Genomic DNA, 16,000 nt, shown 5'->3' with positions numbered 1-16,000 from the left:
CAATAAAGTGCGGTCATTTTTCTGAGTGTTTTGAAAAAATATGGGAAGATTCTAATGGCATCTCTCGATTTTTTTAACAAAAAAGAAATAGTTGGGATTGGCGCATCATCTTATAACGAAAAGTTAATTGATGTTTGGAAGGATAGCATTAATGGAGATGAGAAGTCTTGGGTGCTGTTTGAAAATGGAACTTGCGTTATTTTACTTGAGCCCGAAGAAGATTTAGCAAAACAAGCTAAAGAATTATTACGTAAATGGGGAAAAGTTCAAGTAGCTACACCGTCAGCAGATTTTGATGTTATCCATTTGGATAATGGCAAAGGATATGCTGTTTCATGTCATCATCCCGGAATTTTTACGTTAGTTTTAAAACAAGATAGATTAGATGAAGATTTCAAAATAGGTATTGAAGGTCGCTCTAACCGAAATTATGATGCCGAAGAACTCAATGTCATTCATGTCGAAGATAAACGAATAAAAGAAATACTATGAAAAGCCTACTCACCAACCCACAACCCACCCAAAGCGACTACATCAACGCTATCGTGAAACTTGGCGGACGCGTGTATGAAGCAGCGCAAGTCACACCGTTACAAAAAATGGGCAAATTATCCGACCGTCTGAATAACCATATTTGGATTAAGCGTGAAGACCGCCAACCGGTTAACAGCTTCAAGCTACGTGGCGCCTATGCCATGATTTCCACCCTGTCTGATGAACAAAAACAGGCCGGTGTGATCGCAGCGTCGGCAGGTAACCACGCACAAGGCGTGGCGTTATCGGCAAAACAACTTGGCTTAAAAGCTCTTATCGTGATGCCGCAAAACACCCCAAGTATTAAAGTGGATGCGGTACGTGGTTTTGGCGGCGAAGTGTTATTGCACGGTGCCAATTTCGATGAAGCAAAGGCCAAAGCTATCGCGCTTTCCAAAGAAAAAAACATGACGTTTATTCCGCCCTTCGACCATCCGTTAGTCATTGCCGGACAAGGCACATTAGCGATGGAAATGTTGCAACAAGTGGCGGATTTGGATTATGTCTTCGTGCAAGTCGGCGGTGGCGGTTTAGCCGCCGGGGTGGCAATTTTACTCAAACAATTTATGCCGGAAATTAAAGTCATCGGCGTAGAATCTAAAGATTCTGCCTGCCTAACTGCCGCATTAGAAAAAGGTGAACCGACGGATTTAGCACACGTTGGCCTATTCGCCGACGGCGTAGCGGTAAAACGTATCGGAGATGAAACCTTCCGCCTATGCCAACAATACCTCGACGACATGGTGCTGGTGGACAGCGATGAAGTCTGTGCCGCAATGAAAGATTTGTTTGAAAATGTCCGTGCCGTATCCGAACCCTCAGGCGCCTTAGGCTTAGCCGGTCTGAAAAAATACGTCAAACAGCACAACATTCAAGGCAAAAACATGGCAGCAATTTTGTCCGGTGCCAACTTGAATTTCCATACGCTTCGCTATGTGTCCGAACGTTGCGAAATCGGTGAAAATCGCGAAGCCTTACTTGCGGTCACCATGCCTGAAAAGCCGGGCAGCTTCTTAAAATTCGTCCATGTACTAGGCAGTCGTGCTGTGACGGAATTCAGTTACCGTTATGCCGATGATAAACGCGCCTGCATATTTGTGGGAGTTCGCACGGCAGATGAACAAGAAAAAGCCGACATCATCGCCGATCTCACACAAAATGGCTTTGATGTGGAAGATATGTCCGACGATGATATCGCTAAAACCCACGTTCGTTATTTAATGGGCGGGCGGGTCGCGAATCACGGCGAACGCCTGTACACCTTTGAATTCCCGGAACAAAAAGGCGCCTTGTTGAAATTCCTTGAAACGCTACAAAACCGTTGGAATATCTCACTCTTCCACTATCGCGCTCACGGTGCCGACTATGGCAATATCCTCGCAGGATTTCAGTTGGAACAAAGCGATGTCGCCGAGCTTGAAAGCGCATTAGAAAAACTGGACTACGTCTACCAAGATGTCACAGACAGCAAATCGTATCGTTATTTCTTGCGTTAAAATCCTTTAAAAAAAGACCGCACTTTGCTCTTAAATCATCAAGTGCGGTCTTTTTTTATTGAGGATTTTCTTATAACGTCTCTTTGTAATAGCAATTAAAAATTCATCAAAAGTAGGATAAAATCTAGGCTTTATATTTAGCCTAATATTTCTAACCTATGTCAGACGCTCAAAAACATATTTTAGTGGTTTCTTACTCTCAAACAGGACAGCTTGATGCGCTGACCAGTCATTTTCTTCATCCATTAAAACAACAAGAAAACACCGTGATCGAAGAATATAAAATTCGTCCGCTTCAACCTTATACCTTTCCTTGGAAATTTATTCCATTTTTTAATCAATTTCCGGAATCGGTACACCTAAAGCCGGCACCAATAGAAACACCCGAATTACAACAAAAACACTATGATTTAGTCATCATTGCTTATACGGTTTGGTTCTTGTCACCCTCACAGCCCATCACCGCCTTTTTGCAATCAGAGCAAGCCAAGATTTTGAAGAATACACCGGTGATCACACTGATCGGCTGTCGTAATATGTGGCTGATGGCACAAGAAAAAATAAAGAAAATGCTGACCGCACTTGATGCGCCTCTTATCGGAAACATTGTAAAAACCGACCAATCCAATTCGTGGGCCAGTTTTATCACCACACCGGCATGGATGTTAAGCGGAAAGAAACGTTATTTTTCATGGCTTCCCAGTGCCGGCATTAGCGATGATGAACTGCATGATATGCAACGCTTTGGTACCAAATTAGCAGAAACCTTGAATGATGACCAACCGTTAAATGACAGGTTATTTCGTCACATGGGCGCGGTCAAAATTGACGAGAAACTGATGATGAGCGAAAAAGTCGGTCATCGCAGCTTTTATCTTTGGGGCAAATTGCTGTTAAAGTGCGGTCAAATTTCACCGCGTTTTCGCCGTGTTGTACTCTATTTTTATATTCTCTTTTTAATTATACTGATTCTCACGGTCGTGCCGCTCTCTGCGGTCATCAAACGCTTACTTAAACCATTATTAAAAGAAAAATTAGCACGTCAAAAACGCTATTTTGCCGAACCATCAGGGGAATAATCTTGACTGCACTAGCCGATGTTTACATTAACCGAGTCGCTGCTTTTTTACCCAATGCGCCTGTGGATAACGATCACATGGAACACGTATTGGGCATGGTAGGCGATACGCCGTCCCGTGTACGCAAAATGATTTTGCGTTCCAATGCCATCAAAACCCGTCATTACGCAATTGATCCAACGACACGAGAAACCACACACACCGGCACGGAATTAGCGGTTGAAGCAATCAACGGGTTAATTGCTCAAGGGATGGATGTTAATGATGTCAGCTGTCTTGCTTGCGGCACGTCCTATCCTGATCAAGTCATGCCCGGTCAAGGCGTGATGGTGCATGGTTTAATCCCAAATGCACCGGCTTATGAAGTGCTCACGACAGCAGGAGTTTGCGTGGCGGGCATGGCAGCGATGAAACATGCTTATAACGCTATTCGCACAGGCGAGCATCAAGGCGCCATTGCCGTGGCCTCTGAAACGGCTTCCGCCATTATGCGGGGTGAACATTTCCAAGCAGAAATCAACCAAAAACAATTGGAAGACGCCAAACCCGAAATCGGTTTTGAAAAAGATTTCTTACGTTGGATGTTGTCTGACGGGGCTGGGGCGGTGCAATTAAGCCATCAACCAAACGCGCAAGGCGTGAGCCTGAAAATTCACTGGATTGACCTGATTTCCTATGCCAACGAAATGCCGGTGTGCATGTATGCCGGCGCAGAAATTCAAGACACGCGATTTATCAGTTGGAAAAATGTCACTAAGGGCGAGCGCGATGCGCGCAGTCTCATGTCGGTCAAACAAGATGTCAAATTGCTCAACGAAAATATTGTGCGTTGCACGGTGGAAAATGCCCTGTTGCGTTTAATCGAAAAACATCGTTTGAAAGCCGAAGATATTGATTATTTCCTACCGCATTATTCTTCCGGTTTTTTCCGTGACAAATTGTTGGACGGGCTGAAAAATATCAATTTCGTTATTCCACAAGAGAAGTGGTTTACCAATTTGGAAACAAAAGGCAATACCGGTTCAGCCTCTATCTACATCATTCTTCAGGAATTTTTAGAGAAATATCCGCTAAAAAACGGACAAAAAGTGTTGTGTTATATTCCGGAAAGCGGACGTTTTTCCTCCTGTTTTATGTTGCTTGAGGTGGTCAATGGAAATTAACGACATCCCGCAAGACAACAGCAAAATCTTTCGCGGGCAACGCAAAGTGGTCTATGCCACCCAAAATGGCAACTACCAAACAGCCACGTCGAACGGCTGGGAAACAGAAGAATTCGCGACAGAACAAGCGGTGGAAGAACTCAACCAACTGACTGCCGAAGCGTTAGACGCCGTAAAACGCGGCGAAAAGTCACCGCTCTTTTATTATATGTGCCGTTATCGTTTCGACCTCCCCAGCCTCGCCCAAGCCACCGGCTTTTGGCAATGGCAAATCAAACGACATTTTAAACCAAGCGTGTTTGCTAAATTGTCGGATAAGGTATTGGGAAGATATGCGGAGGTATTTGGGGTGGCGATTTCAACATTAAAAGATATCTAAATTAAAAGAATAACGGTTATATATTAATTCTTATGAACAACTTTCAGCACCAACACACCGCTCACTGTGAAAGCGGAGTCATGTCCACCATGTTAAAAGCGCAAGGCGTGGATTTTAACGAAGCCATGGTTTTCGGTTTGGCGTCGGCCTTGACCTTTGTTTATATTCCGTTGGTTAAAATCAACGGATTGCCGCTGATTTCTTATCGAATGCCGCCGCGTTCCATTATCAAAAGGCTATCAAAGCACTTAAAAGTGCGGTTGAAAATGCAAAAGTTTCGTTCGCCACAAGCTGGACAGCAAGCGTTAGATCAAGCACTTTATGAAGAAAAGTTAGTCGGTTTACAAACCTCAGTTTTCTGGTTGCCTTATTTTCCGCCTGAAATGCGTTTTCATTTTAATGCACACAATTTAATTGTGTACGGCAAAGAACAAAATGACTATTTGATTAGCGATCCCGTGTTTGAATGCGTACAACGTTGTGCCGCAGAAGATGTGCAACGAGCACGTTTTGCGAAGGGCGTATTAGCGCCGAAAGGGTTGATGTATTATTTTGAAAATCAACCTAACTTAGCACAAATTGACTTACCAAACCTCATCCGTAAAGCCATTCGCAAAAATGCCAAACAAATGTTGGCTCCACTCTTTTTCGTCGGTGTAAAAGGCATTCGTACCGTTGCCAAACAAATTGAAAAACTGGCAACGCATCCTTCGGACAAATACAAACTCTTATATTTAGGGCATATCGTGCGTATGCAGGAAGAAATCGGCACCGGCGGCGCAGGCTTCCGTTATTTATACGCCTATTTTCTTGAACAAGCTGCCAATATCTGCCAAGAGCCTAAATACAAACAAGCCTCCGAACACATGACAGAAATCGGCGATATGTGGCGCCAATTTGCGGGCTTATGTGTGAAACAATGCAAAAAGCCATCAATAGAAGGCTATAAAACGGTGGCGGAGTATTTGCAGGAGATTGCAGATAAAGAACAATACATTTGGCAAACCTTACGTAATTTATGATTCAAATAAACCATCTTAGCCATCACTACCCCAACGCCGAAAAGAACGCATTAAGTGCGGTCGGTTTTACCATTGAATCGGCTTCTACCGTGGGTCTGCTTGGCCCTAATGGTGCGGGAAAAACGACATTAATGTCCCTGCTTGCAGGGCTGCAATCGGTACAACAAGGAGAGATTTATTTTGATGGCGTACCTTTGGCAAAATTGAGCAAAAAGCAACGCCATCAGATTTCCTTGGTGCCACAGGATTTTGCTTTTTATCCGCTGCTGACCGTTTGGGAAAATCTGACATTTTTTGCATCATTGTATGATGTTCAGGATAAAAACTATTTGTTGGAATTATTAACCAAAGTAGATTTAATGGCGCATAAAAACAAGCTGGCGAAGCATTTATCCGGCGGATTAAAACGCCGTTTAAATTTTGCTATTGGTTTAATTAATCGCCCAAAAGTGATTTTTCTAGATGAAATCACCGTGGGGATTGATCCGCAATCCCGCCAATTTATTTTAGATAGCGTAGCGGCATTGAAACAGCAAGGTGTGACGGTAATTTATACTTCTCATTATTTACAAGAAATTGAGCAATTATGTGACAAATTAGTGCTGTTAAATGAAGGCAATCTCATTTATCAGGGCACAGTGCAAGGCATTTTAGAAGACGGGCAAAGTCTGGAACGTTTTTATTTAGATTTTTTAAATAAGGCGGGAAAAACATGTTAATTGCATCGATTATCAAAGAAATGCGTCTATTAAGTCGTGATCTGCATGGTGTTGCCGTATTATTTATTATGCCAATTTTGTTTATGTTAATTATGTCGGCCGCCTTGAGTAACGATAATACGTTAAGCAATCGCTCGGAAATCGTATTGTTAAGTGAAAAAAATCAACTGAATGATGATTTCTTAGCCAAGCTCAAACAAGAAAACCTCGCCGTTAAACAAGCGCCACGGTCAGAATTAACACAATATCAAGCCGAGCTACAAGCGGGTAAGTTTGATTTATTGATTTTAAATCCGAATGAAAAACAGACCGCACTTTCAGAAGAACAAGCCTTGCAGCTTTGGTTAAATCCCAGCGTAGATCGCAGTTGGCTACTGGGTGTGAAAGGTGTGTTGCAAAAGCATTATTCGCAACTGCGTTTAAACGATTATTTGGCAGACAATCACATTACGTTAGAAAATAATAAACGTAAGCCAATCAAAGAGATTCAAAATAAAGTCAATAAAGAACTGGACAGCAAATTCGCGCAAATTAAGGATTACCTTGCGAAAGATTTGTGGCAAGAAATTTATGTAAATCGACAAGGAAAAGAGGTTTCTAAACCTAATTCTGTGCAACACAGTGTCCCGGCATGGCTGATTTTTGGCATGTTCTTTATTATGATCCCGCTTTCCAATGTGATGGCGATGGAACGCCAAACCAACACTCTGACTCGGTTGCGTATGGCGCGAGCTTCTGCATTGAGTTTGATTATTGCCAAGCTAATTCCTTATTTTTTGATCAACCAATTACAATTTGTCGGCATGGTGGCGCTCGGTTATTTTGTGTTGCCTACGCTAGATATGCCTGCGTTTACGCTTTCCGGAAGTTGGTTGCCTTATTTTGTCTTATCCGCTGCAGTAAGCCTTGCCGCACTAGGCTACGGATTGTTAATCAGTGTACTGGCAAGAACGACCGAACACGCCGTCGTGTTGGGCGGTGGCGGTATTATTATCATGGCGGCCATTGGCGGTATTATGGTGCCGGTGTATGTGATGCCGGAAATCATGCAAACCATTGCTCAATTTTCCTCTATGGGATGGGCATTAAGCGGTTTCCAAAATTTATTGTTAAACCAATATCACCTCAGCCAAATTCAACAACCGCTCTATTTATTAAGTGGCTTTGGTGCGATAACGTTACTTTTTGCCACGTTAACTTATCAACGACAATTAACTAAACAAGCGAGATTCTAATGGCTTATCTTTTCACGCTGGAATACCCGGCATTAGAACAAGAACTCAAAAAACTGATTATCCAAGAAACAGAAAAAGACGAATTTGACCCAATGGAAATCAGCGATGATGAATGGCTCTTCGGTGAACAAAGCCGCATTCAGTTGGATTCTTTAGATGCCTTGCAGGTCGTTGTGGCATTACAAGCACATTTTGGCGTGCGATTACAGGGAGATCGTATGGTGCGCAAACACATGATGAACATACACGATCTTGCTGCCTTTATTCGTGAACAACACAAAAAAGCCTGATGAACGTTTATCTCACTGCAGCTTCTGCCAAATTTGCCAATCATCTTGGGCAACGAACCTCTCATATGTTGGGGCAACCGCTTCATTTTCCTTATTTCAACGCGTTTGATGAGGCGTTGCTCTCTCTTGAACAACTCTATACCTATTTTGATGTAGAAATCAACCGCACTTTGCAACTGGCAGGCTGGGATAAAAGCGAATTGAAAAACATCCCCATTTTGCTTGGTTCAACAGCCTATGTGATCAGCGATTGCGAGGCCCGTTTAGCTAATCATCTTCCTTTGCCGGAACAACACAGCCTGGCAGTCATTGCCGATGATTTACGCCGACGTTATCAAACTGAGGTCTTTAGCTTCGCAACCTCTTGCACCTCCTCTGCACAAGCGATGGGATATGCTTACAAAATGCTACAAAACGGTCTGTATGAAAAAGCCTTGGTCATCGGGTTTGAAACATTTAATCGCCTGACATTTGAGCATTTTCAAGCAATGAATTTGTTATCGCAGGACGCACAATATTTGCCGTTAATCCAACCAACAGGCATTGTGCTAGGCGAAGGCATCGGTTGTGTCGCCTTATCTGTTCAACCGAATCCGCAATGCTCTTGTGAACTATTAGGCGTGGTCACGCTAACGGACAATGAAAACCTAACGAACAGTAGCGAGTCCGCATTACGTCACCTGATTCACGCCTGCTTAAACAACGCCAATTTATCTCCCATACACATTGATGGGGTGAAGGTACACGGCGTTGGTGGAAATAGCGATGAAATGGAGCTCCGTGTTTTACAAGACCTCTTCCCGCACTCGCAACAGCTTTCACTGAAAGCACGAATGGGGCACACGCTCGGCGCCAGCGGTGCATTAGAAAGCGCATTTTTGTTCGAGCAATTTAAAAATAATGAGCAAAAGTGCGGTTATTTTTTAAATTATTTCTTAGGCTTTGGCGGCAGCAATATTGCTTGGGTACTTAAGGTGGGGCAATGACGTATTATATTCAGCAAATCCATCACTTCAGAGGCAATCACAAAGATGACAAGTCCTTGCGTCAAGAATTGAAAACCTACGGCGTAGATGCTCGTCGTTTAAGTCGGTTTACGCAACTTGCCTTACTTGGCGCTCTTCCCCTCAAGGCTTATTTAGCAGAAAAAAGTGGGATTTACTTAGGCTCTCCATTTAATTCGCCAAGTAAATTCGACAAAATGTTCCACCAACTGACGGCACAAAATCTGCCAAGTCCGTTAGATTTTATGGCGAACATTAACAATGCGGCGACCTTCCAACTGGCGCAAACCTTACAAATTAACGGAAATTCGCTCTTCTTAGCGGTCAATCAACACACTATTTGGCAACCGCTACAACTGGCATTATTGGATTTAGAACAGAGCACAATACCATCTGCTCTCGTCGGTTGGGTATTAGAAACGGATAATGAGCAACAAGAAGGCGCATGTTTTTGGGTGATATCGAAAGACGCTAAACGTGCGGTCAAAAAATTAGCTGTTTTACCTAGCACGGATAACATGAAAGAGAAGGATTTTTTATCTCTAGTGCAAACGGCACTTTACTAGGTCGTGCGCAGAACCCAACCTTACACATTAACCCTGCCAGCGTTTAAAAATTAACGATGTATTCACACCGCCAAAAGCAAAGTTATTGTTCATGACATAATCCGTGTCAATATAACGGCCATCGCCTTGAATATAATCTAACTTGCCGCAACGCTCATCAATATGATCTAGATTAATGGTTGGTGCGAACCAGCCATCACGCATCATTTCAATGGAGAACCAGGATTCTAACGCTCCACAAGCCCCAAGTGTGTGGCCTAAATAACTTTTTTGTGAACTTAATGGAATGTGACCGAATACGGCTTCTGTCGCGAGCGTTTCTGCAATATCACCTTGTTCTGTTGCCGTACCATGTCCATTCACATAACCAATATTTTCCGGAGATAAACGAGCATCCTTTAATGCCAATTCCATGCAACGTTGCATTGTGTCTTTTTGCGGACGGGTCACATGCGCACCATCGCTATTCGCCCCATAGCCCACGACTTCTGCAATAATATTAGCGTTACGGGCAAGCGCATGCTCCAGCTCCTCGAGGACAAAAATCCCGGCACCCTCACCAATAACCAAACCATCACGATCTTTATCATAAGGACGTGGTGTTTTGTCCGGATTGGCATTATTGCGGCTGGCCGCATATAAAGAATCAAACACATAGACTTCCGACGGGCAAAACTCCTCCGCACCGCCAGCCAACATCATGGGAATTAAACCGTATTTTATTGACTCATAAGCGTAGCCGATACCTTGGCTACCAGAAGAGCACGCACTAGAAGTAGGAATAATTCGTCCGGTCAAACCAAAGAAGATACCGATATTGGCGGCGGCGGTATGCGGCATCATGCGCACATAAGTATTCGCATTAAAACCATCGGATTTACCGGTCATAAGTAATTCAGCCGCATCACGCACATCATTGGTAGAGCCTGTCGAAGAACCACAAGCAACGCCCATTCTGCCGTCCTTTAAATAAGCCAGAATTTCACCGTTTTCATCCAATAACCCGGCATCGGCTAACGCGCGTTCGGCGGCTTCCACGGCAAATTGTGACACCCGCCCGAGGCTGCGTAATTGTTTACGATTCCAATGTGCCGGCGGCTGATAATCGAAAATTTCGGCCCCCAGATTAGCGCCCAACTCAGGATAACGTTCTGCCCATTCTGTTTTTGCCTGTACCGCATTTTGTTTGCGTTGGAAAGCCGCTTTGACAGACGACCATTCCTTACCAAAGGCAGTAACGGCGCCGATTCCCGTAATCACAACTCGTTTCATTAATTTATCTCTTTGACGTCTTCATGGTTTCTAGATGCGTTAGCATAAACCGCCATTCACGGCGATCACTTGGCGGGTGATGTAAGCCGCTTTCTCATCCATGAGAAAATCTACCGCATGTGCCACTTCTTCCGGCTCGCCCATTCGCCCAGCCGGAATCACTTTTAGAATTTCATCAATAGGCACATTTTCATCCAGAATATCCGTATCAATTAATCCCGGCGCCACACAGTTTACCGTAATTTTACGTTTTGCTAATTCCACTGCAAGCGCCTTCGCCGCACCGATAATCCCGGCTTTGGAAGCACTATAATTGACCTGACCACGATTGCCGATTAAGCCCGACACCGATGTAATACAAACAATACGCCCTGCTTTTCGGCGACGAATCATTGGCATCATAATCGGATGTAATACATTGTAAAAACCATCCAAATTCGTACGCAATACTTGATCCCAGTCCTCTTCGGTTAAGGCTGGAAATGCGTTATCACGGGTGAGTCCTGCATTCAATACCACGCCGTAATAAGCGCCGTTCTCTTCCACATCGGCAAGTAGCTTTTCTGCGACCTCCGCACGATGACTGACATCAAACTGCAATACGCGACCACGTTGACCCAATTCACGAACAACCTGCGCAACCTCTTCCGCCTCTTCCAATCGACTACGGCAATGTACCACAATGTCAAAGCCTGACCGTGCCAACTGTAAGGCTATCGCCTTGCCAATACCTCGGCTAGAACCTGTGATTAAAACTGTTTCACTCATATAAATTCCTTAGATTAGATAAAAAGTGCGGTGGTTTTTAGCGATGAATTTACGCTTGCGGTCTGAAGACATTTAACGCGCCTTCCACGATAATCTGTTGACTGTGAGCATCGATTAATTGGCAATCGAACACGCCAAAACCGGAAGCATCTTCAATGGAAAGCTTAATTTGAATACGTAATTTACTGCCCATAGCAATATAAGGCTGATGAATACTTAATTTACGCGAACCCAGCCAGTACCCTAATCCGATGGGTTTTCCGAGTTGCGCACATTTACAGCCATCCCAGGCGGCAACGCCTTGCGCCATAATTTCCGCCCCTAAAAAACTAGGCAGCCTCTCCCCCTGAAGAAAAAGGTTATCCGGTCTAACCTCCATCTCGGCAATCAAAAAATCTGTACCAAAATCAAGAATTTTGTCCAGCATAATCATTTTGCCACTGTGCGGCACCAAAGGTGCAATGTCTGTTATCGGACAGGTTAAATCAGCCATGTCGTTCCCCTAAAATCAATACGGTATTATTTCCACCAAAAGCAAAAGAACTGCTCGCCCCAATACGTTGTGACTTAGCCCACTGACTTTTTTCATGGGTGATATTTATTGTCGGCAATGCGGCATCGGTCTGATGATCCCATAATTGGGCAGGCAACTTACCTGTTGGATTCAATGTACGATCGATAATACCCCATACAATCGCCGCCTCTACAGCCCCAGCTGCACCAAGAGTATGCCCCGTGTAGGGTTTGGTCGTGGTGCATGGCGTATTATCACCAAACACCTGATGAACCGCTAAGGTTTCCATTTGGTCGTTATGTACTGTGCCCGTGCCGTGTAAATTAATCCAACCGATTTCATCCGCTGCTAATTTGGCTGAGTTCAGTGCAGCACGAAACGCAGCAATCGCGCCCTCACCTTCAGGATGCGGAGACGACATATGATAAGCATCGCTACTTGCGCCGTAACCTAACAACGCAATGTTGCTTTCCTCTGATTTTTCTCGTGTCATGATAAAAACAGCGGCGCCTTCACCAAGATTGATGCCATCACGATTAACCGAAAGCGGGTTAGAACGTTTATCGGACAACACGGACAAAGAGGAAAAACCGCTGATCGTGAGAGGTGAAAGTTCATCTACCCCACCGCAAATCACCGCATCACACAAGCCGGCATTTAATAAACGCGCGGCGCTGATTAATGCTTTTGCACCGGAAGTACAGGCAGTAGAAATACCGTAAGTTAGCCCTTCCAAACCATATTGATAAGCGACAAAATCAGCCGGTGCAGAAAAATATTGTTGCTGTTGTTTAAAGGATTCACCTGACCAGTCATGATGTTGTGCCGCATATTTAAACACCGGAATATTTTCATCAACGCCGGTTGTCGATGTGCCAATTACTACGGCAATACGATGTTTTCCAAAACGTTGAATGACCGATACGATCTGATCTTCTATTTGCGCCAAACAATGCCACAGTAATTGATTGTTACGGCTCACATGGATTTCCGGTAAATTCTGTGGGAAAGGACGTAAAGGAACATTCACTTCGCCAAAGACGCGTGGTTTTCCATCTAGCCCATAAATATGAAAAGCACGCTCGGAAAGTTTTAGTGGCGAATCCTCGGCATTCAGTAAATATTGAACATGTCTCTCGATACCTTCACCTAAACTGCTTAGGATTGCCGGTTTGCTTAAATAAAGTGCGGTCATTTTTCTCTTAATTTAGTTCCTCGATTCGCCAATGGCTATGATCCGACAAATCGATTTCAATCATGGATGGCAATTGTCTGATTTGCCATACTTTTTTCTGTTTAACAAAATAATCTGCGCCGTTTGAAATAGGCTGAACAGCGCTAAAATCAAATAAAGGTTGCTGCGGGTTTAACGCCGTAGAAAGGGCGGAAAAGAGCTGACGAGCCTGTTGATTCGGCATAACAAAACCGTCATTTTGCCACCCTTGTTTAGTTAAAATTACTCTCGCTAACGGTGCACCAAGCGGATCCGTTTGCACCCAACGCCATTGTTGTGCATCCATTTGTAAGGTTAACAAACTGGCTTGCTGTAATTGATTTTCAGCCGTCACTTGTTCGACTTTAAAGACTCGAATGCCTTGATGCGCCGGCAACTGTTTTACCGTTGGTAATGTGCTACACGCCGTTAACATGGCAAAAAAGAGAATTAAACAATATTTCATACTTCCTTACCGCAACATTTTAAACGTAATGATAACACTGAATAACACACCAAGACTGACGCTTAAACCAAAAGAGGCAACAGCAGGTGTTGAGCTTAAGCCCAGTAAAACAAAGGAAATGAGCGTTGTGGTCGCCGCCAATAATACCGCAATGTACTTACCGTATAAAGGTTCATTTGCCGTTTGCATATAGGCGGTATAATCAATCCCGATGGCAGACACTAATAACAAGCCGAACATCGTAAATAAACTGATTGGCCAGCCTACCCAGCCGAAAATGGCTATCGTCAACACAATGGCACATAATGGTGGCAATAACATGGTCACCGTCTTTTTCACACCAAAGAAACGCCATAACAATAAACCGGCAAACAAAAATGACATTGCTTTAAGCCAGGCTGCCTGATCACGGGTGGCTTGAAATGCTTGATTCAAATGCGATCGTTTATCCGTCCAAAAGATATCTTGCTGATTGGCCAAATTTTCAAACGGAAAGGCAGATTGACCAACAATCTGCACAATACCGGCAACTTTCTCCGGCAATAAATACCCCAAATATAACGTTTGCCACGCTTGCCCGATTTGTTGTTGCAAGGCAGAAGACAAGGATAAAGGCGTTTCTGTACCTAACGCCAGCAAAGCGGTTTGGATAGTTTCCGGCGGAATCCCTATATCTTGCAACACAGCATAATCTTGCGGTTGGACCGCCGCAGTGAATTGCTGAATGAATTGTTGCTGTTGGTTTGTGGACATAAGCCATTGAGATAAGGCTCGGTACGGAATATTTTGCGCCTCTAGTTGCTGAGTCAAGACAGTCTCTTTTTCCAGTAATTCATCATCATTCTCTGCAAGTACCAAGAAATAACGATTCCCTAAATCAATGCCCGTTAACTCACTGATTTGCTTTGCTTCCATCAGCATTCCCTGCGGCATAGCAACCCATTCGCGAATATCATCGCGCCAACTTGATTGAAACAACCCTGCCGCAACAAAAAGCAAAGCGATACTTTTCGCCAAAATGCCGAATTTATAGTGTAAAAACAGCGTAAAAATCGACCGCACTTTAGGTCGGGAAAGCAAAGGTTTTGCCTGATAATGACGAAATAGTGGCGGCAAAAAGAGCAAGGTCGCTAACATCGCAGCAATCAGCGCTACGGCAGAAAAAAGTGCGGTTTGTTTTAATACCGGAAGTACCGTAAAACCTAACAAGCCATACCCGAGCAAAGTCACCAATAGACTAATCAAAAAGGTAAAACGCAATTTCCGCATGGTCTGAGCGGCGTTCCAAGTAACATGAGAAAGTGAAGATGAAAGCCAATGAAGCGGGAAATCAATGAGCACACCGATTAAGCTGGTACCGATAACAAGGGTTAAAATGTGAATTTGTCCAAATGCGTACACCGTTGCCGTCACGCCACTTAACATACCGGCTAAGATCGGCAAAAACAACCAAAGCACACGAAAGGTTCGAAACGTAAATAGTAACAACAATAAGGTCAGGCTAATGCCCAAAATACTCATGAAAGTGCTTTCTTGTTCTGCTTTCACTTTGGCATGAGCCGCAAATAACGCCGTACCTGCAGCACGCATTTGCCCTTTATTTTCTTCAATTTGAAGACGATTTTGCGCCAAAAGTGCGGTCAAATTAACAGATGGATTAATCAAACTACTCTGTCGCAATACGCCTCGTAACAACACCCATGTTTGATCATTTTCCGTCACATAAAGCATGCCATTTATCGCATTCCATTGAATACGACTTTGTGTTTGTGCCTGAGGCAAGACAAAACGCCCCAACCCTAGCCAATCTTGCTCTAAAGATAATAAATTGCTTTGCGTAAAAGGATTGAGCAATTGTTCCGCATATTGTTGGAAATAAACTTGGGGTGCCGTTAATAACTGCTGACGAATCTCTTGAGGCAAGGTGGCTAAACGTAGGTGTTTGATTTCATTGCGTAACACATCAATATCCGGCTGCATTCGCTCATTCACCTGAGCAAACAACCCACTTTCCCGCCATTGTTGCGCCACAGACGCATTTAATGTAAAGGCGGTTTGCGCATCCGAATGGCCGACCAGCAAAATCACCTGTTGATTGAGTTGTTCTTCTTGATGTTGATCCGCCTTCGCCTGCCAAGACGACCATCCTTGTTCTTGCGGCAATAAAGCGCGCAAATCCGTTTGTAGCCAATGACCTTGCTTCACAGCATAGCCAAACAGCAACAAGGTGATCAGTAAAAATGAAGCATAAAGAAAGGCAAGTGCGGTGGATTTTTTCAT

General features: G+C 44.0%; 17 protein-coding genes. 11 read left to right on the top strand and 6 right to left on the bottom strand.

Annotated features, from left to right (window positions below; genetic code table 11):
- The first annotated feature begins 54 nt into the window (after positions 1–54).
- From HMPREF9064_RS08440 to HMPREF9064_RS08490, 11 genes are all read left to right on the top strand, one after another.
- Complete coding sequence (locus tag HMPREF9064_RS08440; protein WP_005715851.1) at positions 55–492, top strand: hypothetical protein; 438 nt, start codon at positions 55–57, stop codon at positions 490–492.
- Entirely contained in the window at positions 489–2,030 is a 1,542-nt protein-coding gene (gene ilvA, locus HMPREF9064_RS08445) for a threonine ammonia-lyase, biosynthetic (RefSeq protein ID WP_005715849.1), read from the top strand. Before HMPREF9064_RS08440 ends, ilvA begins: the two co-directional genes overlap by 4 nt.
- Positions 2,031–2,188: 158 nt before the next feature.
- Complete coding sequence (locus tag HMPREF9064_RS08450) at positions 2,189–3,109, top strand: hypothetical protein (protein WP_005715847.1); 921 nt, start codon at positions 2,189–2,191, stop codon at positions 3,107–3,109.
- A 2-nt stretch (positions 3,110–3,111) separates the two neighbouring features.
- Entirely contained in the window at positions 3,112–4,272 is a 1,161-nt protein-coding gene (locus HMPREF9064_RS08455; protein WP_005715845.1) for a beta-ketoacyl-ACP synthase III, read from the top strand.
- Positions 4,262–4,651 carry a hypothetical protein gene (locus tag HMPREF9064_RS08460; protein WP_005715843.1) on the top strand — a complete coding sequence of 130 codons (390 nt, stop codon included), beginning with the start codon at positions 4,262–4,264 and terminating at the stop codon, positions 4,649–4,651. Before HMPREF9064_RS08455 ends, HMPREF9064_RS08460 begins: the two co-directional genes overlap by 11 nt.
- Positions 4,652–4,683: 32 nt before the next feature.
- A complete protein-coding gene (locus tag HMPREF9064_RS08465) occupies positions 4,684–5,673 on the top strand; it encodes a BtrH N-terminal domain-containing protein (protein ID WP_005715841.1) in 990 nt (329 codons plus the stop codon).
- A complete protein-coding gene (locus tag HMPREF9064_RS08470) occupies positions 5,670–6,392 on the top strand; it encodes an ABC transporter ATP-binding protein (RefSeq protein WP_005715838.1) in 723 nt (240 codons plus the stop codon). The genes HMPREF9064_RS08465 and HMPREF9064_RS08470 overlap by 4 nt, the downstream gene beginning before the upstream one ends.
- Positions 6,386–7,627 (top strand): ABC transporter permease, encoded by a 1,242-nt coding sequence (locus HMPREF9064_RS08475; protein WP_005715836.1) that lies wholly within the window; start codon positions 6,386–6,388, stop codon positions 7,625–7,627. The genes HMPREF9064_RS08470 and HMPREF9064_RS08475 overlap by 7 nt, the downstream gene beginning before the upstream one ends.
- A complete protein-coding gene (locus HMPREF9064_RS08480; RefSeq protein ID WP_005715835.1) occupies positions 7,627–7,917 on the top strand; it encodes an acyl carrier protein in 291 nt (96 codons plus the stop codon). Before HMPREF9064_RS08475 ends, HMPREF9064_RS08480 begins: the two co-directional genes overlap by 1 nt.
- Complete coding sequence (locus HMPREF9064_RS08485) at positions 7,917–8,903, top strand: beta-ketoacyl synthase N-terminal-like domain-containing protein (protein ID WP_005715834.1); 987 nt, start codon at positions 7,917–7,919, stop codon at positions 8,901–8,903. The genes HMPREF9064_RS08480 and HMPREF9064_RS08485 overlap by 1 nt, the downstream gene beginning before the upstream one ends.
- Positions 8,900–9,487 (top strand): hypothetical protein, encoded by a 588-nt coding sequence (locus HMPREF9064_RS08490; RefSeq protein ID WP_005715833.1) that lies wholly within the window; start codon positions 8,900–8,902, stop codon positions 9,485–9,487. Before HMPREF9064_RS08485 ends, HMPREF9064_RS08490 begins: the two co-directional genes overlap by 4 nt.
- Positions 9,488–9,514: 27 nt before the next feature.
- On the opposite strand, the gene HMPREF9064_RS08495 is transcribed toward HMPREF9064_RS08490, so the two are convergent.
- Genes HMPREF9064_RS08495 through HMPREF9064_RS08520 form a run of 6 tightly spaced genes read right to left on the bottom strand, consistent with a single transcriptional unit; the run spans position 9,515 to position 16,000 of the window.
- Positions 9,515–10,759: a beta-ketoacyl-ACP synthase gene (locus HMPREF9064_RS08495; RefSeq protein ID WP_005715832.1), complete on the bottom strand. Its 1,245-nt coding sequence runs from the start codon at positions 10,757–10,759 to the stop codon at positions 9,515–9,517.
- A gap of 39 nt (positions 10,760–10,798) precedes the next feature.
- On the bottom strand, positions 10,799–11,527 hold the full coding sequence (gene fabG / locus HMPREF9064_RS08500; protein ID WP_005715831.1) for a 3-oxoacyl-ACP reductase FabG: 729 nt from the start codon (positions 11,525–11,527) through the stop codon (positions 10,799–10,801).
- A 49-nt stretch (positions 11,528–11,576) separates the two neighbouring features.
- The gene (locus HMPREF9064_RS08505) at positions 11,577–12,020 is read right to left on the bottom strand and encodes an ApeP family dehydratase (protein WP_005715830.1); all 444 of its coding nucleotides are present in this window, start codon (positions 12,018–12,020) and stop codon (positions 11,577–11,579) included.
- Entirely contained in the window at positions 12,013–13,236 is a 1,224-nt protein-coding gene (locus tag HMPREF9064_RS08510) for a beta-ketoacyl-ACP synthase (RefSeq protein WP_005715829.1), read from the bottom strand. Before HMPREF9064_RS08510 ends, HMPREF9064_RS08505 begins: the two co-directional genes overlap by 8 nt.
- Before the next feature lie 7 nt (positions 13,237–13,243).
- Positions 13,244–13,720, bottom strand: a complete 477-nt coding sequence (locus HMPREF9064_RS08515) for a hypothetical protein (protein WP_005715828.1) — start codon at positions 13,718–13,720, stop codon at positions 13,244–13,246.
- A 6-nt stretch (positions 13,721–13,726) separates the two neighbouring features.
- A complete protein-coding gene (locus HMPREF9064_RS08520; protein WP_005715827.1) occupies positions 13,727–16,000 on the bottom strand; it encodes an MMPL family transporter in 2,274 nt (757 codons plus the stop codon).

This window comes from Aggregatibacter segnis ATCC 33393 (genome assembly GCF_000185305.1).
Taxonomy (GTDB): domain Bacteria; phylum Pseudomonadota; class Gammaproteobacteria; order Enterobacterales; family Pasteurellaceae; genus Aggregatibacter; species Aggregatibacter segnis.
The sequence above is the reverse complement of the archived record's forward strand: the minus strand, read 5'-3'. Positions and strand labels throughout refer to the sequence as shown.

What these genes read in the sequence shown, in the direction of transcription:
- HMPREF9064_RS08440 (WP_005715851.1), top strand. Translation starts at nt 55, where the DNA reads ATGGCATCTCTCGATTTTTTTAACAAAAAAGAAATAGTTGGGATTGGC.
- ilvA (WP_005715849.1), top strand. Translation starts at nt 489, where the DNA reads ATGAAAAGCCTACTCACCAACCCACAACCCACCCAAAGCGACTACATC.
- HMPREF9064_RS08450 (WP_005715847.1), top strand. Translation starts at nt 2,189, where the DNA reads ATGTCAGACGCTCAAAAACATATTTTAGTGGTTTCTTACTCTCAAACA.
- HMPREF9064_RS08460 (WP_005715843.1), top strand. Translation starts at nt 4,262, where the DNA reads ATGGAAATTAACGACATCCCGCAAGACAACAGCAAAATCTTTCGCGGG.
- HMPREF9064_RS08465 (WP_005715841.1), top strand. Translation starts at nt 4,684, where the DNA reads ATGAACAACTTTCAGCACCAACACACCGCTCACTGTGAAAGCGGAGTC.
- HMPREF9064_RS08470 (WP_005715838.1), top strand. Translation starts at nt 5,670, where the DNA reads ATGATTCAAATAAACCATCTTAGCCATCACTACCCCAACGCCGAAAAG.
- HMPREF9064_RS08475 (WP_005715836.1), top strand. Translation starts at nt 6,386, where the DNA reads ATGTTAATTGCATCGATTATCAAAGAAATGCGTCTATTAAGTCGTGAT.
- HMPREF9064_RS08480 (WP_005715835.1), top strand. Translation starts at nt 7,627, where the DNA reads ATGGCTTATCTTTTCACGCTGGAATACCCGGCATTAGAACAAGAACTC.
- HMPREF9064_RS08485 (WP_005715834.1), top strand. Translation starts at nt 7,917, where the DNA reads ATGAACGTTTATCTCACTGCAGCTTCTGCCAAATTTGCCAATCATCTT.
- HMPREF9064_RS08490 (WP_005715833.1), top strand. Translation starts at nt 8,900, where the DNA reads ATGACGTATTATATTCAGCAAATCCATCACTTCAGAGGCAATCACAAA.
- HMPREF9064_RS08495 (WP_005715832.1), bottom strand. Translation starts at nt 10,759, where the DNA reads ATGAAACGAGTTGTGATTACGGGAATCGGCGCCGTTACTGCCTTTGGT.
- fabG (WP_005715831.1), bottom strand. Translation starts at nt 11,527, where the DNA reads ATGAGTGAAACAGTTTTAATCACAGGTTCTAGCCGAGGTATTGGCAAG.
- HMPREF9064_RS08505 (WP_005715830.1), bottom strand. Translation starts at nt 12,020, where the DNA reads ATGGCTGATTTAACCTGTCCGATAACAGACATTGCACCTTTGGTGCCG.
- HMPREF9064_RS08510 (WP_005715829.1), bottom strand. Translation starts at nt 13,236, where the DNA reads ATGACCGCACTTTATTTAAGCAAACCGGCAATCCTAAGCAGTTTAGGT.
- HMPREF9064_RS08515 (WP_005715828.1), bottom strand. Translation starts at nt 13,720, where the DNA reads ATGAAATATTGTTTAATTCTCTTTTTTGCCATGTTAACGGCGTGTAGC.
- HMPREF9064_RS08520 (WP_005715827.1), bottom strand. Translation starts at nt 16,000, where the DNA reads ATGAAAAAATCCACCGCACTTGCCTTTCTTTATGCTTCATTTTTACTG.